Annotated in this window: 18 protein-coding genes and 1 other RNA gene; 7 read left to right on the top strand and 12 right to left on the bottom strand. The window is 60.2% G+C overall.

The features are described 5' to 3' along the window. Positions 1-800: 800 nt before the first annotated feature. Both Q0U90_RS09880 and Q0U90_RS09875 read right to left on the bottom strand, forming a co-directional pair. Complete coding sequence (locus Q0U90_RS09880; RefSeq protein ID WP_297454395.1) at positions 801-1,841, bottom strand: aspartate-semialdehyde dehydrogenase; 1,041 nt, start codon at positions 1,839-1,841, stop codon at positions 801-803. 9 nt (positions 1,842-1,850) lie between these two features. Further along, a complete protein-coding gene (locus tag Q0U90_RS09875) occupies positions 1,851-3,116 on the bottom strand; it encodes an aspartate kinase (protein WP_297454391.1) in 1,266 nt (421 codons plus the stop codon). A 477-nt stretch (positions 3,117-3,593) separates the two neighbouring features. Here Q0U90_RS09875 and Q0U90_RS09870 point away from each other — a divergent pair, with 477 nt between their 5' ends. After that, a complete protein-coding gene (locus Q0U90_RS09870; RefSeq protein ID WP_297454387.1) occupies positions 3,594-4,610 on the top strand; it encodes a DMT family transporter in 1,017 nt (338 codons plus the stop codon). A 70-nt stretch (positions 4,611-4,680) separates the two neighbouring features. Next, positions 4,681-5,595 carry a class C sortase gene (locus tag Q0U90_RS09865; RefSeq protein WP_297454384.1) on the top strand — a complete coding sequence of 305 codons (915 nt, stop codon included), beginning with the start codon at positions 4,681-4,683 and terminating at the stop codon, positions 5,593-5,595. A 5-nt stretch (positions 5,596-5,600) separates the two neighbouring features. Here Q0U90_RS09865 and Q0U90_RS09860 read toward each other — a convergent pair whose 3' ends face one another. Both Q0U90_RS09860 and Q0U90_RS09855 read right to left on the bottom strand, forming a co-directional pair. Continuing rightward, positions 5,601-7,892, bottom strand: a complete 2,292-nt coding sequence (locus Q0U90_RS09860) for a YhgE/Pip domain-containing protein (RefSeq protein ID WP_297454381.1) — start codon at positions 7,890-7,892, stop codon at positions 5,601-5,603. Next, complete coding sequence (locus Q0U90_RS09855; protein ID WP_297454379.1) at positions 7,892-10,525, bottom strand: YhgE/Pip domain-containing protein; 2,634 nt, start codon at positions 10,523-10,525, stop codon at positions 7,892-7,894. Before Q0U90_RS09855 ends, Q0U90_RS09860 begins: the two co-directional genes overlap by 1 nt. Positions 10,526-10,904: 379 nt before the next feature. Here Q0U90_RS09855 and leuA point away from each other — a divergent pair, with 379 nt between their 5' ends. After that, positions 10,905-12,722 (top strand): 2-isopropylmalate synthase, encoded by a 1,818-nt coding sequence (gene leuA / locus Q0U90_RS09850; RefSeq protein WP_297454376.1) that lies wholly within the window; start codon positions 10,905-10,907, stop codon positions 12,720-12,722. Between the two features lie 134 nt (positions 12,723-12,856). On the opposite strand, the gene Q0U90_RS09845 is transcribed toward leuA, so the two are convergent. Continuing rightward, complete coding sequence (locus tag Q0U90_RS09845) at positions 12,857-13,897, bottom strand: hypothetical protein (RefSeq protein WP_297454373.1); 1,041 nt, start codon at positions 13,895-13,897, stop codon at positions 12,857-12,859. Positions 13,898-14,246: 349 nt separating this feature from the next. On the opposite strand from Q0U90_RS09845, the gene Q0U90_RS09840 reads away from it, so the two are divergent. The 3 genes from Q0U90_RS09840 (at position 14,247) to Q0U90_RS09830 (ending at position 17,655) form a co-directional block, all read left to right on the top strand. Beyond that, positions 14,247-15,431, top strand: a complete 1,185-nt coding sequence (locus Q0U90_RS09840) for an exonuclease domain-containing protein (RefSeq protein WP_297454370.1) — start codon at positions 14,247-14,249, stop codon at positions 15,429-15,431. A gap of 61 nt (positions 15,432-15,492) precedes the next feature. Next, entirely contained in the window at positions 15,493-16,842 is a 1,350-nt protein-coding gene (locus tag Q0U90_RS09835; protein ID WP_297454369.1) for a MurT ligase domain-containing protein, read from the top strand. Continuing rightward, positions 16,843-17,655 carry a glutamine amidotransferase gene (locus tag Q0U90_RS09830; protein WP_297454367.1) on the top strand — a complete coding sequence of 271 codons (813 nt, stop codon included), beginning with the start codon at positions 16,843-16,845 and terminating at the stop codon, positions 17,653-17,655. A gap of 54 nt (positions 17,656-17,709) precedes the next feature. On the opposite strand, the gene recR is transcribed toward Q0U90_RS09830, so the two are convergent. The 5 genes from recR to Q0U90_RS09805 form a co-directional block, all read right to left on the bottom strand. Then, entirely contained in the window at positions 17,710-18,336 is a 627-nt protein-coding gene (gene recR / locus Q0U90_RS09825) for a recombination mediator RecR (RefSeq protein ID WP_048759224.1), read from the bottom strand. Positions 18,337-18,373: 37 nt separating this feature from the next. After that, a complete protein-coding gene (locus Q0U90_RS09820; RefSeq protein ID WP_297454363.1) occupies positions 18,374-18,697 on the bottom strand; it encodes a YbaB/EbfC family nucleoid-associated protein in 324 nt (107 codons plus the stop codon). A gap of 113 nt (positions 18,698-18,810) precedes the next feature. Continuing rightward, the gene (locus tag Q0U90_RS09815; RefSeq protein ID WP_297454360.1) at positions 18,811-21,750 is read right to left on the bottom strand and encodes a DNA polymerase III subunit gamma and tau; all 2,940 of its coding nucleotides are present in this window, start codon (positions 21,748-21,750) and stop codon (positions 18,811-18,813) included. 30 nt (positions 21,751-21,780) lie between these two features. After that, positions 21,781-22,506 (bottom strand): suppressor of fused domain protein, encoded by a 726-nt coding sequence (locus Q0U90_RS09810; RefSeq protein ID WP_297454357.1) that lies wholly within the window; start codon positions 22,504-22,506, stop codon positions 21,781-21,783. Positions 22,507-22,540: 34 nt separating this feature from the next. Then, the gene (locus Q0U90_RS09805) at positions 22,541-23,812 is read right to left on the bottom strand and encodes an aminotransferase class I/II-fold pyridoxal phosphate-dependent enzyme (RefSeq protein ID WP_297454355.1); all 1,272 of its coding nucleotides are present in this window, start codon (positions 23,810-23,812) and stop codon (positions 22,541-22,543) included. Positions 23,813-24,031: 219 nt separating this feature from the next. Here Q0U90_RS09805 and Q0U90_RS09800 point away from each other — a divergent pair, with 219 nt between their 5' ends. Continuing rightward, positions 24,032-24,664: a hypothetical protein gene (locus Q0U90_RS09800; protein ID WP_297454352.1), complete on the top strand. Its 633-nt coding sequence runs from the start codon at positions 24,032-24,034 to the stop codon at positions 24,662-24,664. Here the strand turns inward: Q0U90_RS09800 and Q0U90_RS09795 are convergent. Then, positions 24,661-26,136: a SulP family inorganic anion transporter gene (locus Q0U90_RS09795; protein ID WP_297454399.1), complete on the bottom strand. Its 1,476-nt coding sequence runs from the start codon at positions 26,134-26,136 to the stop codon at positions 24,661-24,663. The two genes, Q0U90_RS09800 and Q0U90_RS09795, sit on opposite strands and share 4 nt — an antisense overlap. A 318-nt stretch (positions 26,137-26,454) precedes the next feature. Beyond that, an RNA gene (gene ffs / locus Q0U90_RS09790) (signal recognition particle sRNA small type) lies at positions 26,455-26,549 on the bottom strand. Between the last annotated feature and the right edge of the window lie 230 nt (positions 26,550-26,779).

Here is a 26,779-nt window from a genome sequence, read left to right as displayed (position 1 = left end):
AAAGTACCCGTAGCCCCAAGAGACTGATGGCCTCTTTCGGCTACGGCCAACACAGTAATCGGGTCTATATTACACAGGTAAGGCTAACCACACAACAGGCTACCCTAAGTTAGTCCGCTTCCTGCTCGGCCGCTACCGACTCCATCGCCGCCCTGGCCACCGTCGCCACGCTGGCCACCCGACGCCACTCTGGCCACCCTAGCCACCCTGGCCACTGTCACCGCCCTGGCCACCCTAGCCACCCTCGCCACCCTGGCTCTCAGTGCCGAGATGCTCGCGCTATTGCAACTCGTGGCACCAACTGTCGGAAAAGTTGCACTTCGAAGGTCGAAATGTCGCTAGAACGGGAATCTTTCAACACAGGCGCGCCTCCGAATTTTGCGACAATTCCCTGACCTGCAGTTTTGCGGAGCTGCAAATCAGTGTCTTTAACGCATTCCCGTTCTAGCGACATTCACCCCTGCTAGCGCCCCAAATACGGCGCCGTCGGCCACGCATTCCCGGTCTAGCGACATCTGCACATCCTCACGCCGCCAAATAGGGCGCCGGCGCCTCCCGTGACGCAATCCCCCCAGCACTGCGCTCGCACAATCTCACATTCCGCTGGCGCTGCAGCCAAGCGGAAAGCGTGGGCGTCAATAAGAAAAAAATAGGCCCCCTACCGCAACAAATGTGAACTGCTCCCCATTAGTTGGACTGAGAAATCAGTTACCGACTAGTGGGGAGTAGTTGTCATTGAGAGCACGAAGTTCGCTAAGTGCCGAGGCTTAACTTTTTGCGCTTTTAAGTACTGCGCTCAACTACTGGTCAGCGACCAACAACTCCGCAATCTGGATGGTATTCAGAGCAGCGCCCTTACGCAGATTGTCGCCAGAGACAACCAGCACCAGGCCACGCCCCTCCGGAACCGACTGATCGACACGGATACGACCCACCAGGGACTCATCCACACCAGCGGCGGCAAGCGGATTCGGAACGTCGACGACCTTCACGCCCGGCGCGGACTCCAGCAGTTCGGTTGCCTTCTCTACGGACAGAGCATTCTCAAACTCAGCGTGAATCACCAGCGTGTGGCCAGTGAACACCGGAACGCGCACACAAGTACCAGCAACAGCCAGCTCAGGGATAGACAGAATCTTGCGGGACTCATTGCGGAGCTTCTGCTCCTCATCGGTCTCCAGTGAACCGTCATCAACAAAGTTTCCAGCCACCGGCAGCGCGTTGAAAGCAATCGGGGCGACATACGGACCAAAGTCCTCCGCAACCAGAGCCGAACCATCAGTGGTCAGCTTCTCCAGGTTGTCGATGTTCTCGCGCACCTGGCCAGCCAGAGTATTCACACCAGCAAGGCCCGAACCCGAGACCGCCTGATAGGAGGACACACGCAGACGCTGCAACCCGGCCTCGTCGTGAAGCGGCTTGAGAACCGGCATCGCGGCCATCGTGGTGCAGTTCGGATTGGCGACAATGCCCTTCGGAATGTCCTGCAACGCATCCGGGTTTACCTCGGAGACCACCAGCGGGACCTCCGGATCCTTACGCCACGCCGACGAGTTATCAACAACAACAGCGCCAGCAGCCGCAAAACGCGGAGCCTGCTCCTTCGACAGCGTGCCGCCAGCGGAGAACACCGCGACATCAATGCCCTTCAGGTCCTCGTCAGAAGTAGCCGCGACATCCTCGACGACAATCTTCTCGCCGCGGAACTCCAACTCCTTGCCCGCACTACGAGCAGAAGCGAAGAAACGAACCTTATCGGCCGGGAAATCACGCTCCGCCAGCAGCGTACGCATCACACGGCCAACCTGGCCAGTGGCACCAACAACAGCAATCGTGGTCATAAGAACTCCTTAACGTCCCGTACCAGCGTAAACAACAGCCTCAGTGTCGCCACCGAGATTGAAAGCGTCGTGCAGAGCCTTCACAGACTTATCGACATCCTGGTCATTAACCAGCACCGAGATGCGAATCTCAGAGGTGGAGATCAGGTCGATGTTCACGCCCTCATCAGCGAGCGCCTCACAGAACGTAGCGGTCACACCCGGGTGGGACTTCATGCCAGCACCGACTAGGGAGACCTTGCCCACGTGATCGTCGTAAAGCACGTCCTTCCAGTCGTTGTCAGCCTGCAGCTTCTTCAGCAACGCCATCGCCTTCGGAGCGTCCTCGCGCGGGCACGTAAAAGTGATGTCAGTGCGGTTGTCCGCGATGGTGGAGACGTTCTGCAGTACCATATCGATGTTAATCTCCGCATCCGCAACCGCGCGGAACATCTTCGCCGCCTGGCCCGGATCATCCGGAATGCCCAGCACGGTCACCTTCGCTTCGGAGCGGTCATGCGCCACACCAGTCAGAACTGCTTCTTCCATAGGGATATCCTCCATCGATCCATCAACAAGGGTGCCAAGGTCATTGCTATACGACGAACGCACACGCAACGGGACATTAAACGCGCGGGCGTATTCGACACTTCGCAGCTGCAAAATCTTCGCGCCGACCGCGGCCATTTCCAGCATCTCTTCGAAGGAAATGGTGTCCAAGCGCTGGGCATCCGGCACGATGCGCGGGTCTGCGGTGTACACGCCATCCACGTCGGAGTAAATCTCGCAGACGTCTGCCTCCAGCGCTGCAGCGAGAGCAACCGCAGTGGTATCCGAGCCACCGCGACCCAGCGTAGTGACGTCCTTGGTCTCGCGGTTGACGCCTTGGAAACCGGCCACCAGGCAGATATGGCCTTCATCGAGGGCCTCGCGGACACGACCCGGAGTGACCTCAATAATGCGGGCGTTGCCGTGGCGCTCCGTAGTAATCACACCGGCCTGCGATCCGGTGAAGGACTGGGCCGAAGCGCCGAAGCTTGCAATCGCCATAGCGACCAGCGCATTAGAAATACGCTCACCGGCGGTCAGGAGCATATCCATCTCGCGTCCCGGCGGGACCGGGTTGACCTGCTCAGCGAGGTCCAGAAGCTCATCGGTGGTGTCGCCCATTGCCGAGCACACAACCACGACGTCATTGCCCTGCTTTTTGGTTTCCACAATTCGTTCTGCAACACGACGAATGCGTTCGGCGCTCTCCAGGGATGAACCACCGTACTTCTGCACAACCAGTGCCATGGTCGGCAACCTCCAAAAACTAGGCAACTATATGCACGTAACTATTATTGATTCAATTTACTTGAGTTGCATTCGTAATTACATAGTGGGTTACCAAAACGTAGCTTGTGGGGGTTGCGTGGGGGTTTTGGAGTGGGCTGCGTGGGGGTTTGCGGGGTGTGGTTGGGTGTGAATCGGACGCGGCTGCGGGCTGCAAATTTGAAACTGACCAAGCTTATAGCAAAAATCAGGCCTGAAACTCGTCAAAACTGCTATAAACCAGGTCAGTAACTCTCGGTACTGTGCCAAGAACTCCGGGCTCAGCCAGTTTCACTCCCGAACTCCCGGGCTCAGCCAGTTTCTCGGTCGAGTCAGCTATTTTCCGAGGCACGACGGGGAATGCGACGGGGAATGCGGCGAGAAATGCGACACCAAGCACTGCCCCGCTAAACCCTGCGAAGTGGACATGACAAGTGTTGCATGCCTAGCATTTCCTACGTGAACAATGACCTTCTCGCTGCGATACTGGCTCTGCTGTCTGCACTCAGCATCGCGTGGGGAACCGTCATCCGCCACAATCTCTCCGGAACACTGGAAGAGGGCACCAGCACACTTCGCGGAGTGGCGAAGACCCTGAAGCTGCCACGCTGGTGGCTAGGCTCAACTTTGGCGATTGCCGGGTATGTATTTCAGGTCGCAGCGTTGGCGTTTGGCACGTTGCTCCTGGTACAGCCGTTGTTGGTTATGAAGCTGATGCTCACACTCCCGCTGGCAGCGAAGGTGAATGGTCGGCGGATTTCGCGGTCAGAGATGATCTGGTCGGTAGCGCTTACTTTTGCGGTGGCGACGTTGGTATTGCTCGGCAAGCCGACTGCCGGCTCCACCGATATTCCTACCTACCTGTGGGGATGGGCTCTTGCCGCCGGTGGCGTGGTCACCTGCGGGCTTTACGCTGCCGCAGTTCAGTGGCCCAACACAGGCATGGGAGGTAGCGCAGGCAGCAACGGTCCCAGCGGTAGCACAGGTACAAAACAGCGAGGAATTCTGCGTCAAAACCCGAAAGCCCTATTGCTCGGAACGGCAACCGGCTGGTTGTATGGGTTCGTCGCACTCCTGTCCAAGTCCGTGATTGATACCTATGTCAACGATGGACTGGTCCAACTCCTGCTTTCCTGGGAACTCTGGCTACTCGTGGCGCTGGCGGTCATCGGTGTCGGCCTGCAGCAGGCCGCCTTCAACGCCGGCCCCCTGCAGGCATCGCTACCAGCGATGACCGTGGTCGAACCGATTGTGGCCTTCACCTTGGGATACATCGTCCTGGGCGAACGCTTCCAGGCCGTTGGTGTGCAGTGGGTGGCACTGTTTATCGCGTTGGCAACCATGATTGCCGCAACGATTGCCCTGGCAGCCCGGCCGGCAGAGGCCACCGCAACCAACACCTCCAACACCGCCAACACCACCGACACCACCGACTCCACCACCCCGCCACACCACATCACCTACATTGGTGATTAATACATAGGATTCGTCGGCCTAGCGGTCCCCAATCGGGAACTGCTCCAGGAGAGAAAGCCCCAAAGCCGCTATGAAAAGCAAACAAAACAGCAAACAAAAGGGCAAGAAGCTCAATTCGAACACCATCATCGCCCTGCTGCTAATCATTGTCGGTTTGGGTGTGCTGCTGTACCCGGTTGTCGCAACGCAGTGGAACAACTTCCAGCAGTCCCGCGCTGCGGATGAGTACTCCAAACTGGAAAAAGCCGCCCCTCCCGAGGTCTTGGACACCGCCTGGAACGAGGCCCACGAGTACAACGCCAGACTCGGCGAGGTCAACCCCACCGACGCCTGGACCACCACCGATGACGAGTCCTCGCCCGAGTACCAGCGGTATCGCCACTACCTCGACGTACTCGCCGACACCGACGCACTCGGCCGCATCGTCATCCCGTCCATCAACTCTGACCTGCCCATTTTCCACGGCACGTCGGAAAAGGCGCTGCAACGGGGTGTCGGACACCTCTATGGCACCGACTTCCCGGTCGGCGGCGTGGGTAACGGCGAAGGTCGCCACGCGTCACTGTCTGCGCATACGGGTCTGCAAAATGCGACGCTGTGGGACAACCTCACCAAAGTGAAAAAGGGCGACGCGTTCTACATCGCAGTCGCGGGCCACAAGTTGAAGTATGAGGTCCACGACGTAGCCGTCGTAAAGCCGGATGAAACCGATGCTTTACGACGTGTCCCCGGAGAAGACCTGATCACGTTGATTACGTGCACGCCTTACGGCGTTAATACACACCGCCTTCTGGTGACGGGGCACCAGGTGCCGATGGATCCTGACGAGGAATCCGTGTTCGACGGCAGCGGTTCGCAGTGGCAGTGGTGGATGTGGGCCATCCTGGCAGCGGCTGCCGTGATTATTGCGCTGCTGATTTGGTGGCTGCGGAAGCTCTCGCGCGACGGCGAGAGCGAGGCGGAGAAGGACGAGCCGAAGGAATAGGCCGCTTACGAGGTGGCCATCACCTTCGTCTCCTCGATGGCCTTCTTAATATCGTTGATTCCCTTTTCAAAGATGCGCTGGAGGCCAAGCGCCAAGATCAGCGACGGGATGATGAACAGCGCCAACATGAACATCAGCTTCCAGTAATCGGCCTCATAGATACCGGCAATTGAGCTGCGGAACATATCAATTGCGTAAGTGCCCGGTAGCCAGGGACCAATATTCTGGACCCACTGCGGCACCAATGGCAGCGGATACGCACCGCCCGCGGCCGATACCTGCATCACCAATAGCAGCACGCAGATGGCCTTGCCGGCGTTGTCGAAGGTGAAGACGAACGAGAAGACGATCATCATGAATACCAGCGAGATTATCCAGCCGGCCAGCAGCATCAGGAATCGGTGTGCGGGATCGATGCCCACGTACACCTGGAGTCCCAACACCATCAGCGTGGCCTGAACCAGGCCAACGGTGGCGAAGGTGGCGAACCGGCCGAAGTACTTCTCGACGCGGGTGTAGTCATCGGTTTGGGCAGCGTTGATTTGCTGGTCGCTGGACTCGTCGGCCTCAGCGTCAGCATCATCGAGCGCCTCATCGCTCTGCGCATCATCGAGCGCGGCCTCGACCTCGTCGCCGACCTTCTGAGCGCCGCGGCTACGCACCGTGGTGCGAATCAGCACTGACGACAGCAGCGCACCGATCCACAGTGCGAGTGTCGCATAGAACGGCGCCATGCCCGCACCGAAGCTCTGGACTGGGAAGACGGGGTCTTCCTCGACCTGCACCGGCGCGGCCAACTGCGCTGCCAGCGCACTGGGGTCGTCACCGATGGCCGCGGCAATGCGCGAGAGATCACCGGTGTCCTTCGCCTCTTCCAGCGCGTTGTGGATCTCATCGAAGCGAGCGGCCAGATCATCAAAGCGGTTGCTCAAGCCCATCGTGGCAGCGCTGGTCTTACGCAGCGTATCCACCGGCGAACCAGAAAGCGTACCTCGGATGCCACGAATGTCCTCGCCAATGACCTCGATGTCATTGCTCAGTCGCGACACCGGCTCCGACAGCGCGTCGATCTGCGGGCGCAGGTTCTGTTCGTAGGAGTTCTTGGCATTTTGGACTGCGGCAATCGCAGCCGTAAACGCATTCTTCGCCTGGCTTATCGACGATCCCGTATCCCGGCCACCACGCAAATCCGCCGCCACGGCGGAGAAACTCTCCTGCAGGCCGCGGGTGCGAGCAATGGAGGCATTCAAGTCCGAGATAGCGCGATCATAGCCCGGCTTGGCAACATCCGGAACCGCTGGTCCAACGGTGTCTTCCAGGCGGTCGCGCATCGCAGTCAGACCATCGGCCTGCTGGCCGAACTTGGCCGCCATCGCATCAAAGGTATCCGCGGTAGCGCTGCTGGTGGCCTGGGTGCCGTCGACAAGCTCGTTGACCCGGTCGCGCACGCCTTCGTAGCTCGCCTGCGTTGCGTCGAGCGCCGTGCTAACCGAGCCGCGAACATTGCCGACCGCGGCTTCCAGATCGCTGGCTGCATTGCCATCGCTGGCACCGCTGCGCAGACCATCCATCCGTGCACCAGCGTTTTCCAAAATGGAATCCGCGGTCTCCACCAGCGGCACGGTGGTCTCCACCAGTGTGGACAGCGAACGAGCAGTCTGCGCACCGGTGCGCAGTCGCGCGGCGGTGTCATCAACGCGGTTTTGCACGCGCGTCAGTGCCTGCTTGGAGTCGGAGGTGTCCAGGTACTCATCCAGCGAGGTGATTGCGCCCAAACCAACGCTGGCGACGACCTGCGTGAAGTTCTTATCAATCTCCTGAATAACGCCGCTGGCACCCTTGCCCGTAATGATCGACGACAGCGCGTTCTTCTTCTCATTCGTATACAGCGTCAGCGTCGGCGCCTCGGTACCGCGGACGTAGAAGGTCATCAGTTCGGTACTGAAGTTCTCCGGAAGCACGATTGCCGCGTAGTAGTCACCGGACTTGGTGCCATCGATGGCGTCATCGGAATTCGTAATCCGCCAGTCAATGTCGTGATTACGGCTCAGCTTCGACAGCACCTCATTGCCCAAGTTGAGGTCAATCGCACCAATATCCGTGCGATGGCCGCGGTCATTACTGGCGACCGCAATCTTCAGCTTCTCGGTGTTCTCAAACGGTTCCCAGCTGGCCAGCACGTTAAAGCAGGTGAACAGCAGCGGAATCAGTGCCAGACCGAAAACCATGATGCCGGTCATCGTGTTCTGGCGGATCACCCGAAAGTCGTTCCGCACAATTTCAAGAACGTTTCTCATTAGGCTTCACCTTCTGGGGAAGTCTTCACGCTTGCCGACGACACCTTCGTCTGTGGCTCAAACGTATCGCCAGCATTTTCCAACGAGTACGCATGCGGATGGGAAGTCTGGTGCTCCATGTAGGCGCGCAGCTCTTCCTCCGACAGCTCGCTGAGTTCCTGGGCGTGAATCACAGACTGCTTGACGTACTCACGAACAGCGACATAGCCGACACAGAGCAGTACGAACACGCAGGCTAGACCGAAGAACAGGGCCTTCTGATTCGGGTAGTTGCGGGCCAGAATACCCAGTACCACCAGGGCGACCACTGCGACACCAATGGCAATGCGCATGAACAGCGTGTAACTGCCACGCAGGTTCTCCATCCGCTCATCGACTCGCGTCTGGTACTCCTCGCGGTTGCGCAGCGCGAAGACCAGGTCACTGAGCTTGTACCCACTACCGACCAGGTGGACTTCTTCGTTGTTGACCAGACCGCCCTCTTCAAGCTGGTGGTTAACCAAGATGTTGACCGAGGACAAGCTGCGGCGCAGCCAGTAGCCCACCACGTAGGCGATCACTGCCATGACCATCAAGGTGAGCATGTTCTTCAGGTAGTAGTTCGAGTAGAAACCACCAATAGTCTCGCGGAGAGCATCAATACCGTAGGTCAACGGCAAGAACGGATTCAGTGCCTGGAAGAAGTCCGGAGTCATCTCAATTGGATAGAGACCGGCGGCACCAGGGATTTGGATAAACGCGAGCACCACGGCGATACCGCGTCCCACGTGCCCAAATGCCGCCACCAAACTGTAAATAATGGCGAGATAACATAACTCCACCACGACACAGGTGAGGACGAACGCAACCGCGCTGACATTCTGAACACCAATGACGATGTCACCGATCGAGACAATCAGCGCCTGGAAAATAGCGATGATGCCCAGCAGCAAGGTGCGGCCCATGTACGCCTGGCCGACCGTGATTTCCTTGAAACCTTCCGCATCAACTTCCACGCGGAAAATCACAATCAGGATGAACGCACCAATCCACAACGACAGGTTGGTAAACAGCGCCGCCATACCCGAACCGTAGTGATCCACCGGGAACACGGCCTCAGTCCGGATTTCGGCCGGATCGCTCAGGAACTGCGAAATTCCCTCGGGGTCGAGGTCATTGACCATGTTCATGGCTTCGCGCTCTTCGTTAGTACCCAGGGTAAGAACATCGAGACGCGCGGTTTCCAGGCCATCGCGTACGCCATCAAGGTCAGCCTTGAAGCTCTCGAGGACCTGAGTCGCAGCGGAAAGCTGCCCACTCGTAGCGTCGAGAAGCGCGGACGTTTCCTGGACGGTGTCTTTTTGCGCGCCGAGCGCCGCCGCGTACGAACCCACGCGCGCGTTGAGCTGATTAAGCGCCCTGCTCAACTGCGGGAGTGCGTCCTGGGAAGCCTGGCGGATCTGATCCGAGGCAGCCTTGCCATCCTTAGTGGCCTGCGCCAACGCCTCGCTGGTGGCGTTGAGGGAGTCGAGAGTTCCCTGCGCCGAGCCAGAGACATTCTTCAGGCCCTCCACCAGCTCTTTATTGGTGGCGTTGCTTTCGCTGAGGGCATCAATCGTGCGTTGAATGGCCTGCTTATCTTGCTCGTTGAGGGGGCTGGCATCCAACAGCGAATTCAGCCCACCAATGACCTGATCCGCCTGCTTGACGATGTCCTCCGCCGCAGCTGTAGCCGAACCCGAACGGGCAATTGCGCCCTGCAGATTGCCGGTCATCGCGCCGATTGCGGCATTGGCGTTACCGGTGCCCTCGACCAGAGCGGTACTGCCCTGCAGGTAGGCATCGTTGAGATCCGCGGAGAAATTCAGGACCTCGTTGTTGAGTTCGCCAGTGATTGCCTGCACCTGCGTCAACGCATCTTGGGCATCGTCGAGGGCCGTATCTACGCTGCCAAGAGTTTTCTTGATCTGCGCAATCGTCGGCTGCAGATCGCCAATCTGCTCCTGGATAGCGCCGACTTCATCACGACTACTAGCCACCGCATCAGCGACATCCTGGAAAGCGTCGGCGGAATTGAGTCGAGCAGCATCGAACCGGCCCTGCATTTGACCGCCGGCTTCCTTGACCTGCTCGGTGACGGCTTTCGCGATTTCCTTATTGAAGGCTGCGGAAATCTGACCATCGATGCCAGACGCACCCTGCGCTGTAATGTGCGGCGAGATCGCATTGATCTTTTGGTTGGCGCTGTATTTGAGCTTCGCCGGATGTCCCTGCCCCTGAATCAGGTCGACCATTTCCTGCGAGAAATTCGGCGGAATAGTGATTGAGGCATAGACCTTACCGCGCTTTAGGTCTCGTTCTGCTTTCTCGGCATCGGAGAACTGCCAGCCAAGTTCATGATTTTCTTTTAGTTGTTTGACCACCTGGTGACCGATATTAAGGCTTCCAGTAACCGTGGAACTCGCGCCCTTGTCCTCATTCACAATTGCCACACCGATGTTCTCGGTGTGCTCGTACGGATCCCAGAAACCCGGGATGTTGAACCAGGAATACAAGGCAGGGGTAATCATCACGCCGATGACGATGACCCACACTCTTGGGCTATTGCGGAGACGGCGCAAGTCTCGCTTAAGAATAGACCAGCTAGTTTGCACCTTTAGGACGCTATCATCTTTACCCCGCTAAATACATTGGTACTAGTTTTAGAACTATTGATGGGTGGGTTCGGTGGGTTCAGTGGGCGAGGCTGGCCGGGTGGGGCTGGCCGGGTCGACTGACCACAACGCCATTCACTTTCGGCGACACCATTGCCAAGACCTCGGAGGCTTTCACTCGACCGGAATCTCAGCGCCTTTTCACCCCGCAAATCCCCCGAATGATGAAATTCAGCACACCATCAGGGTAAGGTACATCACATGCAACGCGGACTACTGCTTCTATGCCGCGGCGGGGCTTGGATTTAAGGCCGGCTCCCCGTCGCGGAGTTAGTTGTGCCGGCCTACAAGAAAAGTCCGAATTAGAAAGGCCCACAACATGACTCCCTCTGATGCTTTTATTTCCGCTCCCTCTGTAATCTCCACTCCCGCTGGCGAGATTCCGGAAGGACAGCCTGCTTGGAACAAGCAGCGCAACTCCCAGATGGCAACCAACCGTTACCTGCCATACGACCAGGAAGTTCAGGACTTCCAGCTGAAGGATCGCACCTGGCCGGACAAGCGCATTACCAAGGCACCGGTGTGGTGTGCCGTCGACCTGCGTGACGGCAACCAGGCACTGATTGACCCGATGAGCCCGGAGCGCAAGCGCCGCATGTTCGAGCTGCTGGTCCAGATGGGCTACAAGGAAATTGAGGTCGGCTTCCCGTCCGCTTCCCAGACTGACTACAACTTCGTGCGCGAGATCATTGAGAAGAACATGATCCCGGACGACGTCACCATCCAGGTTCTGGTCCAGGCTCGCGAGCACCTGATTCGCCGCACCTTCGAGGCATGTGCCGGCGCGAAGAATGTCATCGTTCACTTCTACAACTCCACCTCGATTCTGCAGCGCGATGTTGTGTTCCGTAAGGACAAGGACGCGATTAAGAAGATTGCCACCGACGCGGCGGAGCTGATTAAGACCATCGCAAAGGACTACCCGGACACCAACTGGCGCTGGGAGTACTCACCGGAGTCCTACACCGGCACCGAGGTTGAGTACGCCAAGGAAGTTGTCGACGCCGTGGTGGATGTCATCGACCCGACGCCGGAGAACCCGATCATCATCAACCTGCCGTCGACCGTGGAGATGATCACTCCGAACGTCTACGCAGACTCCATCGAGTGGATGCACCGCAACCTCAACCGCCGCGACTCCATCATTCTGTCCCTGCACCCCCACAACGACCGCGGCACCGGCATCGCCACCGCCGAGCTGGGCTACATGGCCGGCGCCGACCGCATCGAGGGCTGCCTCTTCGGCAACGGCGAGCGCACCGGTAACGTCTGCCTGGTCACCCTGGGCCTGAACATGCTGACCCAGGGCGTCGACCCGCAAATCGACTTCTCCGACATCGACCTGATTCGCCGTACCGTCGAGTACTGCAACCAGCTGCGCGTTCCGGAGCGCCACCCGTACGGCGGCGACCTGGTCTTCACGGCTTTCTCCGGTTCCCACCAGGACGCCGTGAACAAGGGCCTCGACGCAATGGCGGACAAGGTCCGCCCGGGCGCTGCTGTCAAGGAGCTTTCCGACGAACAAATGCGCGAGGTGACCTGGGAAGTTCCTTACCTGCCTATCGACCCGAAGGACGTCGGTCGTTCTTACGAGGCCGTTATCCGCGTGAACTCCCAGTCCGGCAAGGGCGGCGTGGCCTACATCATGAAGACCGACCACGGCATGAATCTGCCGCGCTCCATGCAGGTCGAGTTCTCCTCCGTCGTTCAGGCTGTCACCGATGCCGAAGGCGGCGAGGTCAACTCCAAGGCCATCTGGGACATCTTCGCCGGTGAGTACCTGGACCGCGAGGCACCGCTCGAGCAGATTGCTCTGACTGTTGATGCAGCTCAGAACGAGTCGGACGCCACCAAGATCAAGGCTCACATCGTTTACGAGGGCAAGGAGCAGACCGTCGAGGGTGTCGGCAACGGCCCGCTGGCCGCTTACGCCAACGCGCTGGAGAAGCTCGGCATCAATGTCGAGGTTCAGGAGTACGTCCAGCACGCTCGCACCGCAGGTGACGACGCCGAGGCAGCGGCCTACGTCCTCGCAGATGTCAATGGCACCAAGGTCTGGGGCTCCGGCATCGCCGGTTCCATCACCTACGCATCGCTGAAGGCAGTCACCAGCGCGGTCAACCGCGCTCTGGCTTAAACTCCACAGAGTTACTGACCAGGTTTATTGCGCTTCCGGCCCGAATTTGAGGCCGAATCTGCTATAGACCGGGTCAGTTTCTTTTTGGGGCAAACTATCCAGCGGCCCAATTATCCAACAGCTCCTTGGCCCCGCTACCCAATCAACGGACCGGCATTGCGCACATCCGCACGAAAAGTCACCCCACCTGCGGCTACGACGCGTTCGCGCTCGATGAGGATTGAACGGAGCGTCGATAAGCGAATGGCGTGCGATTCCACTTCTTTCCACACCACCCGCGCGACATCGAGCCCCGTTGTGCGCAGCGAACGCTCACGGTAGGTCTCCCGCGTGAGCAGCTCGGACTGGGCCGCAGGCGTCGGCGCGACCTCGCTCGCCGAATACTTGATGTGGCCATCGAACTCCACGACAAGCAGCAGGTCGGGGATATAAAAATCCACGCGGGCGAGAAAATGCGGCGGATTGTGGCTGGTGCCGCGAGTCCAAATTTCGGCTTGCTCGTGGAACTTCAGGCCGAGCTCGAGAAGAGCGGCTTTAGTCAGCGCCTCACCGGGCGTTTCGCAGCGACCATGACAGACCGCAAGCGCACGGTGAAACAGCTCTTGGCCCCGCACGCTGGGATAATGCGCTGGCATCTCCTCAAACTGATCGCGCGTGGCGCCATGTCGCAGCGCACCTTCGACGGCCAACACTGCCGCCCGCCACGACACGGACTCCGGCCCCTTCTGCCTGAACCGGACGCGACACTCATCGAACGCCGCACGCGCGAGCACCGCCACCCGCCGGTCCGCGAGCCCCTGCGTGTGATCCAGGTGGATCTCCGAGCGCAGGCGCATGCAATAGTCGATGCCGTGGAACTTCTGACTCCCGCCCACGACCACGATCTTCGCGTCGCGCACCAGCACCCACGAACCGTGCAAGGCCAGCGCTGCAGCTCCCGATATAACGCCTGACGACGTCTCGGAGACCACCGCCAAAGCAGTAATAGCCAGGCGTTCCTCGCGGTGGAGCCCTTCCCAGGCTTGCGCGGCTACATAGTGGCCTCGGCAAAGTCGCTCCAGATAACCGGCCCGCGTTTGCTTTGCGACCTCGCGGTATCCGTCCCCCGGCTGGTTGTCCGGCCTAATGATTCCATACTGATCCGCCACCAGCTGCTTACGTTTCCTGTTGCCCATTTCTCCCCCGCCCTGTGGTTATTGCCCTGCCGTAGTAATTTCGGCCCCTGTTCGTGGCCTTGGTTCGTGGCCCTATTTAGTGGCCCCTATTTAATAAGGCGCAGAAATCGTCCTTACGGTTCCATTCCTTTTCGGCTAAGCACCCCGCCGGGGGAGAAACTTTGGGACTTGTGTGGTTTTTTGTAGTTTGCGTGGCTTATCGGACCCGTGTGACCGGCCCCCGGTCCTTCCGATTAGGCACCCAAGTTACTGACCAGGTTTATAGCAGTTTCGTCGCAAAAATTTTGCTTAAGGTGCTATAAAGCTGGTCACTTTCTCCGCGGGTGAGCGCACCCGCTAGTCTTGAGGCATGACTGAATCGGCGCGCGAGGAGCGCAAAGCGACTGGGGCCTCTTCTCAGACGAAGAGGCGGCGGCGGAATCGTCGCCGTTCTCAACGCGCGTCGGGAGCGAAAGCGAAAACACCAGCAACCGCCCCAACCGAAACCGCCGCCACAAAGGCCGCTGACGAGCACAAACAGTTCTCCTCGGCGGAGGAAGCTCCCTACGCAATCGTGTCCATCCAGGCCACGGGCATCCATCCCAAGACGTCTCGGCTGGTCAGTCTGGGAGTGTCCACAGCCGATGAGAGTGGCAACATCGTCGACACCTGGCATGTCGTCATCGATCCCACCGAAGACCCCGGCCCGACGCATCTCCACGGCCTCGAGCCCGCGGACTTCGAGGGGGCTCCGAAGTTCGGGGTAATCCAGGCCAAGCTCGCGCACGCGCTCGATGGGCGCACGTTGGTTGCTCATAATGCGCCGCTGGTCTGGGGTTTTATAGTTACCGAGGCCAAGAGGGCCCGTCGTCAAGCGAATCGTGAGCGATCCGCGCGGAATAAGCGGGGTCGTCGTCGTACGCGCACTCGCGTCGCGCGAATTCCGGCGCCGGCACGGATTGCCGATACGTTGGAAACGGCGCGTCGCCAGGGAAAACGGCTTGACGACGCACGCCTGCGCGCTGTCGCGCGCGCCTACGGCCTCGATGTGCCTTCACCCGAGGCGTCGATTGCCGGCATCTCGGTGCCGGAGCGGGTGCGGACGTTGGATGATGTCACCACCACGCTTGCGCTGTTCCGCGCACAAGGCGGGCTGGACGAGGGCGCAACCCTGAACATGTACACGCCCGACCAGCTGCGCGAGGACATTGTGGGCCTGCAGCGCTCGGCAGTGCGTGTCGACGCAATGGAGGCACCGCGACCGGTAGAAAATCCCGGCCGCTACACGCCGGGGCGGAAGCTTATGGAGGGTATGGAATTCGTCGTGGCGCCAGAGGTATCGCTGGACCCGGATGAGCTGATTGCGGCGGGTGTGCGGGCTGGGCTGGCGTACTCGGAGAAGGTCACTCGCGAGTCGTCAGTGCTGGTGTGTAACCGGCCGGCGGATGTGACGCCGGATCAACTGACGGGCAAGGCCATGCATGCGCATCGGAAGGACATTCCGATTGTTTCCGATGAGGCGTTTTTGCGGCTGGTCGGCGAGATGGAGAAGTAGGGCTAGGGCTTTATGCCCAGCGCATTCGTTCTGCGAATTATTCACAGTAAAATACACAGTTATGAAAGAAGGCACTTCACATAATGACGTAAGTGACCACAGTCGCGACCGTGCAAGCTCCCCGAGCCTGCGCGCACGGTTTGCGACTGCCGCCGCTCACGCCGCCACCTGGGCCTCCCGAAAGTCCGGTCGCGGCGCGGGCGGCATGATCGGTGGCCTGATTGCGCAGAAGATTGACCCGCGCATTCTGGCTTCCCTCGGTAAGGGACGCCCGGCCGCAATCATCACTGGCACCAACGGCAAGTCCACTACCACCCGCATGTTCGCGGCCGCCATGCGCGCCGCTGGCCACAATGTGGCCACCAACGAGGGTGGCGACAACATGGACGCGGGCATCATCTCCGCGCTGCTCGCCACTCCCGATGCGGACAGCCTGGTCCTGGAGGTCGATGAGCTGCACGTTCCGCACATCGCAAATGATCTGACACCGCAGGTCCTGGTGCTGCTGAACCTTTCCCGCGACCAGCTCGACCGCGTCGGCGAGATCAACAAGATTGAGGCCACACTCCGCGCTGCGGTGGATGCGAACCCGCAGGCGACGGTCATCGCCAACTGCGACGACCCACTCATCGCATCGGCTGCGTGGGACGCCAAGAAGGTTGTTTGGGTCTCCGCGGGCGGTGGCTGGACCAACGATGCCACCTCTTCCCCGCGCACCGGCGGCCCCATCATCCAGGACGGCCACAACTGGTATGCCGTGAAGCCACTCCCGGACGGCTCAGAGTTCAAGCGCCCAGAACCGGACTACCGCATCACTGCGGAGGGCGTCATCACGCCTGCTGGCGATACCCTGCCGATGAACCTCACACTGCCGGGCAACGCCAACCGTGGCAACGCCACCATGGCAATTGCGGGCGCGGTCGATATGGGCGCGGACCTGGAGAAATCCCTCCGCGCCACCGAGACCGTCGACAACGTCGCGGGTCGCTACTCCACCATGATTGTGCGGGATGACAAGGGCGCCGAGAAGCACGTCCGCATGCTGCTGGCCAAGAACCCGGCCGGCTGGCAGGAGGCGCTGTCGATGGTCGACCGCACCGCGGATGCAGTGGTCATCGCGGTCAACGGTCACGTCGCCGACGGCGAGGATTTGTCCTGGCTGTGGGATGTCCGCTTCGAGGACTTCGACGGCATGGATGTGTTGTCCGCAGGCGAACGCGGAACTGACCTCGCGGTGCGGTTGCTGTATGCGGGCATCGATGCGAGGTTGGTCGCAAATCCGCTGCAGGCGATCCGGTCGTGTGAGGCGCGGGGGTCGTCGTCAAGCGTTACCCGAGTTGAGGTGCTGGCGAACTACACCGCCTTCCGCGATCTGAAGCGCGACATCGAACGAGCACAGGAGGAAAAGTAAATGAGCGAGCTGTCTATCGGCCTGATCCTCCCGGACGTCCTGGGCACCTATGGCGATGACGGAAATGCGCTGGTGCTGCGGCAACGCGCGCGGATACGCGGGATTGATGCCGAAATCGTCCCGATTAAGCTCGGCGATCCCGTCCCCACCGACCTCGATATTTACACCGTCGGCGGCGGCGAGGACGTCGCGCAGACTATCGCGGTGGAGCATCTGATTAACGACGGCGGCATTAAGAAGGCCGCCGCAGCCGGCAAGCAGATTCTGGCGATTTGCGCGGGCTTCCAGATTTTCGGCAATTCTTTCCGCGCGGGCGGACGCGATGTCGCAGGTCTCGGCCTTGTCGACTGCACCACCGATTCGCTGGAATCGCGCGCAATCGGCGAAATCTGCACGCTCGTCGATCCCGCGAACGGTTTGCTTGACGACGTCGATGCCAGCCCTTTGACTGGTTTCGAAAACCATATGGGTCGCACGACCCTGGGTACCGATGCGAAGCCACTTGGTCGTGTTGTCCGTGGCGTCGGCAACTCCGGCCCGGAAGTGGAACAGGCGGACTCCGGGATTGCTCCGGGAGTGGACGTTTCTGCACTTACGCCTGCCGGTGGCGCCGAGGGCGCGGTGCAGGGCTCGATTATCTGCACCTACCTGCACGGACCGGTGCTGGCTCGCAATCCGCAGCTTGCTGATCTGCTGCTGGCCCGCGCAACCGGCCAGGACCTGGCGAGCCTGGCTCCGCTGGACATCGAGGTTGTGGACAAGCTGCGCGAAGAGCGCATCCTGTCCAAGCCACGGCCGAAGAGCGAGCGCTAGTTTCTGTGGTTTCGCGCGACCGGCCGGGCTGACTGGACGGGGCCGGTGTTGCGCCTAGACCTTCAGCCGGCCCGTCAGCGCGCGGGACAAAGTGAGTTCATCGACGAACTCCAAGTCGCCGCCCAGCGGCATGCCGGAGGCCAACCGAGTGACCTCGAGATCCGGGAAGTCCCGCAACAGCCTGGCCAAATAGGTCGCGGTCGCTTCGCCCTCGGTGTTGGGGTCAGTCGCGATGATGACCTCGTGGATTTCAGGGGGTTGGGTCTCGTCGACGTCGTCAAGCACGCCTGCGATGCGCTGCAGCAGCGTGCGGATGTTGAGCTCGTTCGGACCGATGCCGCCGAGCGGATCGAGCGCCCCGCCGAGCACGTGGTAGCGACCGTTGTACTCGCCCGTGCGCTCGATGGCCTGGATGTCGCGCGCCTCTTCGACGACGCACACCAGGCCTCGGTCGCGGCGTGTGTCCGAGCAGTACTGGCACACGTCGTTTTCCGAGATGTTGCCGCAGACCCGGCAGAATTGCACACCCTCGCGCACCCGACCCAGCGCGGATTGGAGCCGACCAATGTCCTCCGGCTCCGCCTTCATCAGGTAGAAAGCGATACGCTGAGCTGACTTCGGGCCGATGCCCGGCAGGCGCGAGAACTCATCAATGAGATCTTGGAGTGGTCCTTCGAACAATGATAATTACCTAGAAATACTTACCTGAACAGCTAATTTAGAAACCCAGGCCGCCGAGGCCGTCGAAGCCCTGCGACAGCGGGCCCATCTTCTGCTCCGCCAGCGACTGCACCTTAGCGGTAGCGTCCTGGAAAGCAGCGAGGACCAGGTCCTGCAGACCGTCGATGTCCTCCGGGTCAACGACCTTCGGGTCAATGGCGATGTCCGTGACTTCGCCCGAGCCCTGCATAGTCACCTTGACCAGGCCGCCGCCAGCCTCACCGACGATGGTGGAAGCGACGATCTCCTGCTGTGCTGCCTGCAGCTGCGCCTGCATCTGCTGTGCCTGCTGCAGAATTGCGTTCATATCTGGCTGAGTCATAACTAACGTTCCTAACTATTGTGCTTTTTACGTGCTGATTTGTAGTTACGCGCACGCTCCCGGACTTATCGCCCATGCTTTACGACGCGCGTCGCCGCCCCATTCTAACGGCTCTAGAGGTCATTGAGCGGTTTGGCTCCCAGCTCCTTTTCCAGCATCTCCATGACCACGTCCTTTAGCGAACGGTGATCGAGCGACCCGACCTCATTCACGGCCTCGAAATACTCGGAGGTGTCCTCTTCGTAGTTGTTGTCCTGCGAGTTTTGGGGAACCTGGTTGTAGGCGGTGTTGTAGTTGGCGTTGGTGTTGGCGTTGACGTTGGTGTTGGACGGCGCGTGCGCGCCGTAGCCATCTGCGCCTTCCGGCGGAGCGAACTCCTCCATCGGCTCTGGTGGCAGCGGGACGCCGCCGAAGCCCGAATCCTGATCGGCCTGTGTTTGGGCGTTTGCCTGGGCATTCGCTTGCGCATTGGCCTGGGCTGCGCGCAGGAATGACTGGGGCTGCGGCTGGTTTGGTTGCTGTTGCGGCTGCTGGTTCTGGTTCGGGTTCGGATGATTCGGTTGAGCCAGCTCGCTTGGCTGAGCTAGCTGATTTGGCTGATTTTGCTGATGCGACTGCGCCGACTGGTCGTAGCCTGCCTGCTGTCCCATCGCGGCGCGCTTGGCGGCCTCGATTTTTGCGCGACGCTCCGCGACAGATGCGTAGGCCGAAGACCGTTGAGGGTGCGGTGCTGGCTCTGGCTGTGCGGGTGCTGCTGGTGTCTGTGCAGGGTCGGTGTCGTTCAGCGAGGACGAACCTCTTGACGACGAATCATCCTCCCCGGCACCACCACCAGTAGCTGTTGAACGCGGTGCGCGCGGGCGCGTACCGACGACACAGTGCACCTGGCCGTTGAAGCCCGTCACCTGCTTCACGGCAGCGGACAGGGCCTGAGCATAATCAGGCCTATTGAGCCTGGTAGCGAGCGCCCCCGTGCTGTGCCCGATGACGAGCGTGTCGTTTTCAACATCGAGCGGTACTGCCTGCTCGGCCAGTACGCGAATGGGGAACGCATGCGAACCATCGACGGCTGCGAGAATCTCCTGCCAGTGCTGGCGGATTTCCTCGATACCAGCGGGGGCTGGTTCAGGAGCCGGTTGTGGCGCTGGTTCAGGTGCTTGCTGAACCTGTGATTCCTGCTCCGGCTCGTGGGCGGGCTGTTCGGGCTCGGGCTGGGCGGCCTGAGGTGGCTGGGCTGGCGGGGCAGAGACAACTGGCTCCTCCTCGACAATCGCCATCGAGCCGCCTTCGCCCTCACGCTCACGAGTCTGCTGCTCACGTTCCTGTGCAAGCTGTGCCCGAGTCTGCTGCTCGCTAATCCGGGCATGCTCCGCCATCTTCCGACGGAATTCACGAATCTTCTCTGCCTGAGCTTCTTCCTCGGACATCGGCTGCTCAGCCGATTCAGGCTGCTGAGTCGGTGCCGACTGCTGCGGTTGTTCAGCCTGCTGAGACTGCTCAACTGATTCGGTCGGCGCAGACTGTGCAGGTTGCGCAGGTTGCGTAGGTTGCGTAGTGGGCGCTGCGGTTGCTGTTGCAGCTGGTTCAGACTGCTGCTCCTGCGACACCGGAGCCGCCGGCTGCGATTCTGGCTTGGGTTGCGATTGTGTCTGTCCCTGAACCTCCGCAGGTCCCGCCTGCTCAGTACGTCCGCTCCGAGTGGCCGACGCCGATTGCGCACCCTTCTTACGCTGGGCATTCCGCTGGCGCCACGCCTCCCGAGCCGACTGGCCCGACTGGCCCGACTGGCCAGACTGCATCGGCGAAGCATCGGCCCCCGCCGCATCGGAAGACACCGGTGCCGCTGCGGGGGTTGCGGCCCCCGAGCCGTCGGCAAGCGCGGGCCTGCCGTGCTCCAATGCCTCTACGCGCTGAAGCAGCGACTCCACCGAATCTTCGGTGGCGGGCAGGAGCATGCGCGCGCAGAGGACCTCGAGCAGCAGACGCGGCGAAGTCACCCCGCGGAAGTGGCGCAGGCCGTCAGAGAGCACCTGCGTGAAACGCGTCAGGGTAGCCGGAGGAATTGTCCCGGCCTGCTCCAAGACACCGTCGATTTGGCTCTCTGGAATCTCAACCAGACCCTGCTCCAGCGCATTCGGCACCGCCGAGAGCACCAGCAGATCGCGCACGCGACCAAGCAGGTCCGAGGCAAACCGAGCCGGATCCTGGCCCGACATAATCACGCGCCCGACCACGCTAAACATGGCCGCACGATCGCCTGCCGCCAGCGCCTCAATCGCATCCGTGATGATCACGCTGTCCGTGACACCGAGGATGGCCGCAGAAGTTTCATAGTCCACGCCATCGGTGCCGGAACCAGCAATGAGCTGATCCATAACCGATAGCGAGTCACGCGGCGAACCACCACCGGCCTGGATGACCAGCGGATACACGTCCGGCTCCACCTGCACACCCTCGGCCGTGACCACGCGCTCAAGCAGCCCACGCATATCCGGCGGGGTCAAAAGCCGGAACGGGTAGTGGTGCGTACGCGAACGAATAGTCGGCAGCACACGCTCCGGCTCCGTGGTGGCAAAAATGAAGATGAGGTGCTCCGGCGGCTCCTCAACAATCTTCAACAGCGCATTGAAACCCGAGGCGGTAATCATATGCGCCTCGTCGATAATAAAGATGCGGTAGCGCGACTCCGCCGGCTGGAAGATAGCCTTTTCCCGCAGCTCACGCATATCTTCCACACCATTATGGGAAGCCGCATCCAGTTCGATTACGTCCAAATTGCCCGGACCACCCGGCGCCAACGCACGACACGACGCGCACTGGCCACACGGCGTCGCCGTCGGCCCCTCCGCACAGTTCAAACTGCGCGCCATAATGCGCGCCGACGAGGTCTTGCCACAGCCACGCGGCCCGGAGAACAAATACGCATGATTAATGCGGTTGGGACGCCCCTGCGCATCCCGAGATTCCAGCGCCGCCGACAGCGGGTCAGTTACGTGCCGCTGCCCCACCACTTCGGCGAACGATGCCGGACGATACTTCCTATACAGAGCCACGTGCTCAGCCTACCTTCCACCCCGGATTGGCTAGTTCGAACCCTCCTGGGCAACAACCGACTCACGACACCAATCCCGCAGGTCAGCGTCCGCTTCCGCCAACTTCTGCATCAGCGCCTGCGGCCCCTGCTGCTCATAAAACTCCAGCTCCGCATCCGTAATCGGCACCAGCTGCGTCATCGTGGTCATACGCCCCTGCGGCGACTCCGCATCGCCCTCATGCAGGCTGATCTTGCCCGGCATCTCGGACACATTCGGCACCCCGTCGCTCCACACGTACGGCACCGTACACAGCACGTGCGCCACGGTAAAGGCCGTGCTTGACGACGACTCCCCTACCCCAGCAACCTGATCGGCCGCCAGCCGCACCGCATTCGGAATAACACGGCCCGGAATTGGCGACAGGAACTCCGGCTCTTCCTCCACCAGCGCTCCCGCGGCCGCGACCATGGTGGCCACGGGAAAATCGGCGTAGGCGACGGCGAAGAGCTCCACCCGGATATCGGTCTGCGCGGCACCAGTTAGGCCACAGTAGTTGCGACCCAACTCCACCGTGGCGGCTGCCGTTTCCGGACGACGCTCGTTCGCTTGGCCGTCCGGCTCGTCGTAAAGCGAGAACTCAGCGATTCGAAGCGGAGCCGAATCGTGCGCCTGCCCGTGTCGACCACTGGCCGGCAGCTCCGTCACATATTCACTGACCTGCGGGTCCCCGGGGAAAAGCCCGGAGATCCAAAACTTCGTCTCCTCGAAGTTCATATAGTCCTATCCCGACCTGCCTGGTCTACTTGGTCTACGCAGTCGCCTTCTCAGCAGCGGCGAGCAGCACACAGGTAGCGACGCCGTCCATAGCGACCTCGAGCTCCTCCATCGGAGGCAGCGACGGTGCCAGGCGGATGTTGCGGTCATTCGGATCCTGCTTCAGCGGGAAGGACGAACCAGAACCGGTCAGCGCAATACCGGCCTCCTTAGCCAGCTCTACCACGCGACGAGCAGTGCCATCGACCACGTCGAGGTTGATGAAGTAACCGCCGGTCGGCTTCGACCACTCTGCCACGCCGTACTCCGACAGACGCTCATCCAAAATCTGCAGCACCTTCTCAAACTTCGGAGCCAGCGAACCCGCGTGACGGCGCATCTGCTCGCGCACACCCTCCGCGTCACCGAAGAACTTGGCGTGTGCCAGCTGGTTGACCTTGTTCGGGCCAATGCCGCGGATACCAGCGTGCTTGAGGTAGTCCGCCAAGTTAGCGTCCGAAGAAGCGTAGAAAGCTACGCCAGCACCGGCGAAGGTGATCTTCGAGGTCGAGCCGAAAGCCCACACGCGGTTCGGGTTACCGGCTTCTTCCGCCCACTTAATGACGTTGTGAATCTCCGGGAACTCATCCGTCAGAGTATGAACCATGTAGGCGTTATCCCACATCAGGCGGAAATCCGGAGCAGCGGTCTCCATTTCAACCAGGCGGCGGCAGACCTCAGCGCTGTAGGTCACACCCGTCGGGTTCGAGAACATCGGCACATTCCACATGCCCTTAATCTGCGGATCGGAGGCCACCAGCTTCTCCACGACATCCATATCCGGGCCATCTTCGTTCAACGGCACCTGGATCATTTCAATGCCGAAGTGCTGCGTGATAGCAAAGTGGCGGTCATACCCCGGGACCGGGCACAGCCACTTCAGCACCGGCTCCTCGTTCCACGGGCGCTCCGAGTCCACGTTGCCGAACTGCATGGCCCACGAAATCAGGTCAAACTGGATGTTCAAGCTGGAAGCATCCTGCGCCAGGACGTTTTCCACCGGCAGATCCATCAGGTCCGCCCAGATAGCGCGGATATCAGTAATGCCCTTGGCGTTGCCGTAATTACGGACGTCCTCCCCGGAAGCCGAAATGTAATCCGGCGCCGGAAGACCCAGCAGGGCGTTTGCGAAATCAAGCTGCTCCGACGACGGCTTGCCACGAGTCAAATTCAACGCGAGGTTACGGGACTTCAGTTCCTCATATGCCTTCGCAAACTCTTCCTTGTGTGCCGCCAACTGCTGAACATCAAAGGAATCCACGGCCATTCTTTTAAGCCCTTCCGCTCATCGACTTTTCACCGCTTGATTTTTGCGAGCAACTTTCGGTTTTTGCGTTCCACCTTCGCGCTTCCCGACGGTTCCCGCAGTTACCCGCAGCGATTCACTAGGCAGTCTACACTCCAGCATTAACAGGCAATAGAGCACGTAGCACGCCAATCTAACTCCTGCTGAGCTACAAAACATGCGATCGGAGTCTAACTAACCATGAATCCTACTAGTCAACGCCAGAACCTCGTCGCTTTCTACTTCGGTCCTATAGTTGCCACCGGCGATGTCAGCAGCGCAGCTGTAATCAATATCGTGGCGAATCGGGCCTATCAAGATCTGCAACGCACACTGCGTCGATTTGGCTCGCACCCTCACAAGCAGACGCTGAAGAAACAAACGCGCGACTCTATTGCAGAGTTCGTCACCGACCTCGGCAGCTGTGAATCCCAGGAAGATTTCGACGAACGTCACTATCAATGGTGTGAGCAGACCTGCAAAACTTTCGAGAAATTTTCCCACGAAGGCTTTGTTTTTCATTACGGCCAAGCCCAAAAGTGGTTGAACATGACACTCAAATACCTTGCGGTCCTCGACCATCCCCTGGTGCAGCGTGTCTACACGTATCTGCACATTCCGGTGGATATCAATATCTTCCGCGAAGCCGCCCGCTTCGGTGTTGACCGACCACAAGCGGCCTGGTCCACACTAGGCCGAGAAGAATATGGCTCCTATCAGAAGAAACTTCGCGACATGGTGACCACCACCGAGTATTCCTGCCCGATGGACTGGGAGTCCGATGTATGGGTTACCCGACTAGCAACGTCTACCTCTTCCTCCCAGAAAGCTTAGCTGCCCAACTTCCCCGACAAAGCATCGAGGCGCTGCTTACTCGGCCCCTCTAAGCCGACAACTTCCACCTCTTTGCCCCGGTCAGCAAACTTGACCCGTACCGAATCCAACGCCGCCACCGTCGAGGCATCCCAGATTTCAGCCTTGGACATGTCGATTACAATGCGCTGCGCAGGATCGGTGTAATCGAACTGGTACACCAGGTCGTTACTGGAGGCGAAGAACAGCTGCCCCCGCACCTTGTACGTCCGGGAGTGGGCGCTGGGGTCGTCGTCAAGCACTTCGATCGTGACCAGGTGAGCGACACGGCGTGCGAACATCAGCGACGCGACGACCACGCCCGAAATCACGCCGATGGCGAGGTTATCCGTCGCCAGCGTGGCGATGACCGTCACCAGCATCACCACCGTCTCCGAACGCGGCATCAGGCGCAACGTCCGCGGGGAGATCGAACGCCAATCGACCGTGTCCACCGACACCACAACCATCACCGCAACGAGCGCCGCCATCGGAATCGCGCCGACTGCAGAACTGAGCAGAAGGACCAGAATGAGCAGGAAGACGCCGGAAAAGAGCGTCGTCAAGCGAGTTCGTCCCGACGATTCCTTCACACCCACCATCGTCTGACCAATCATCGCGCAGCCAGCGATACCGCCGAAGAAACCGCCCGCAATGTTCGCGACGCCGAGCCCCCAGGTCTCGCGGGTCTTGTCCGAATGAGTGTCCGTGATGTCGTCCACGAGCTTCGCCGTCATCAGCGATTCCATGATGCCGACAATCGCCACGCCCACCGAATACGGCGCAATCAGCTGCAGAGTCTCCCAGGTCAGAGGCACATTCGGAATCAGCAACTGCGGGAGGGATTCCGGGAGCTCGCCCATATCGCTCACATTCGGCACGCGCCAGTCCGCCAACACCGCAACAAGCGTGACGACGAGCACCGTTACCAGCGGAGCCGGAATCGCGGTGAACACCCGGGGCAGGAACACCATAATCGCAATACCCAGGGCGACCAGCGGATACACCAGCCACGGCACATCGATGAGATGCTCCAGCTGCGCGGTGAAGATGAGGATGCCCAGCGCGTTGACAAAGCCAATCATGACCGCGCGGGGAATGAAACGCTGCAGCTTAGCGATACCCAGCGCCGCAAAGGCAATCTGCAACACGCCCGCGAGCAGCACCGTTGGAATGAGGTAATCCATCCCATACGTCCGCGACAGTGGCGCCACGACGAGCGCAACCGAACCGGCGGCAGCGGTAATCATGGCCGGGCGACCACCCGTGAAGGCAATCACGATGGCCATAATCACCGAGCTAAACAGCCCCACCGCCGGGTCCACGCCCGCCAAGATGGAAAACGAAATGACCTCGGGAATCAGCGCGAACGACACCGCTGCACCGGCCAGCAGCTCGGTGCGCAGGCGCTTCGGCGAGGAAACCGCGAACCGGAAGGAGTCCCACACGCCCATTGGGGCAGGCGTTTCTCGGGCCTGTGGCTGTTGTGGTTCTGGAGTTTCTAGCGGTTCTCGTGTTGCCTGTGGTGGCACTCGCATGTCGTTGGCATCGCTCATGCACAGTATTCTTCCAGACCAGCGGCGACCACTTGTGGCCAAGGTATTCACCTATCGATGCGCTGCAGCGTGGCCATAAGTGAATAGCTCATCGATAGGTGAAATGGCCTGGCCAATATCGCGGGGATAAGTGCCGAAAAACATCGATAGGTCACAGGAAACCGTCGACAAGTGCCCGAAACCTTGCCACAAGTGCCAGAAGAACGCCGGGGATAAAAAAGGGGACCCCACGCACCCGTCAGAGCTCGCTGACCCTTGCTGCATTCCTGCCCTGGGGGAGTTCACGAGATGGACGCCACATGGGATCCGTGAAGACAGCCTACTACAGACTCAGACAAAAAGTCACGCCGCTATCGCTCACCACACCATTCAGCGAAGAACTGCCACACCAATCAGCGCACTGTCACCCAAGATTCGTGACAGGATTCGTGACAACTCACTGCCCTCTGGGCTTTCCTCCACGAATCCCATATACACTGGAAATTCCCGGGTTAAGGCTCAAAAAGTGTGTCCGATTGGGCTGATTTTTAGCAGTTGATCT

The organism is uncultured Corynebacterium sp., from assembly GCF_946998835.1.
Lineage (GTDB): Bacteria > Actinomycetota > Actinomycetes > Mycobacteriales > Mycobacteriaceae > Corynebacterium.
This window is presented reverse-complemented; position numbering and strand designations above follow the sequence as displayed.

Bases quoted from the DNA above. Each gene is read 5' to 3' on its own strand.
- Q0U90_RS09880 (WP_297454395.1), bottom strand. From the start codon at position 1,841: ATGACCACGATTGCTGTTGTTGGTGCCACTGGCCAGGTTGGCCGTGTG.
- Q0U90_RS09875 (WP_297454391.1), bottom strand. From the start codon at position 3,116: ATGGCACTGGTTGTGCAGAAGTACGGTGGTTCATCCCTGGAGAGCGCC.
- Q0U90_RS09865 (WP_297454384.1), top strand. From the start codon at position 4,681: ATGAAAAGCAAACAAAACAGCAAACAAAAGGGCAAGAAGCTCAATTCG.
- Q0U90_RS09860 (WP_297454381.1), bottom strand. From the start codon at position 7,892: ATGAGAAACGTTCTTGAAATTGTGCGGAACGACTTTCGGGTGATCCGC.
- leuA (WP_297454376.1), top strand. From the start codon at position 10,905: ATGACTCCCTCTGATGCTTTTATTTCCGCTCCCTCTGTAATCTCCACT.
- Q0U90_RS09845 (WP_297454373.1), bottom strand. From the start codon at position 13,897: ATGGGCAACAGGAAACGTAAGCAGCTGGTGGCGGATCAGTATGGAATC.
- Q0U90_RS09840 (WP_297454370.1), top strand. From the start codon at position 14,247: ATGACTGAATCGGCGCGCGAGGAGCGCAAAGCGACTGGGGCCTCTTCT.
- Q0U90_RS09835 (WP_297454369.1), top strand. From the start codon at position 15,493: ATGAAAGAAGGCACTTCACATAATGACGTAAGTGACCACAGTCGCGAC.
- Q0U90_RS09830 (WP_297454367.1), top strand. From the start codon at position 16,843: ATGAGCGAGCTGTCTATCGGCCTGATCCTCCCGGACGTCCTGGGCACC.
- Q0U90_RS09820 (WP_297454363.1), bottom strand. From the start codon at position 18,697: ATGACTCAGCCAGATATGAACGCAATTCTGCAGCAGGCACAGCAGATG.
- Q0U90_RS09810 (WP_297454357.1), bottom strand. From the start codon at position 22,506: ATGAACTTCGAGGAGACGAAGTTTTGGATCTCCGGGCTTTTCCCCGGG.
- Q0U90_RS09805 (WP_297454355.1), bottom strand. From the start codon at position 23,812: ATGGCCGTGGATTCCTTTGATGTTCAGCAGTTGGCGGCACACAAGGAA.
- Q0U90_RS09800 (WP_297454352.1), top strand. From the start codon at position 24,032: ATGAATCCTACTAGTCAACGCCAGAACCTCGTCGCTTTCTACTTCGGT.
- Q0U90_RS09795 (WP_297454399.1), bottom strand. From the start codon at position 26,136: ATGGGCGTGTGGGACTCCTTCCGGTTCGCGGTTTCCTCGCCGAAGCGC.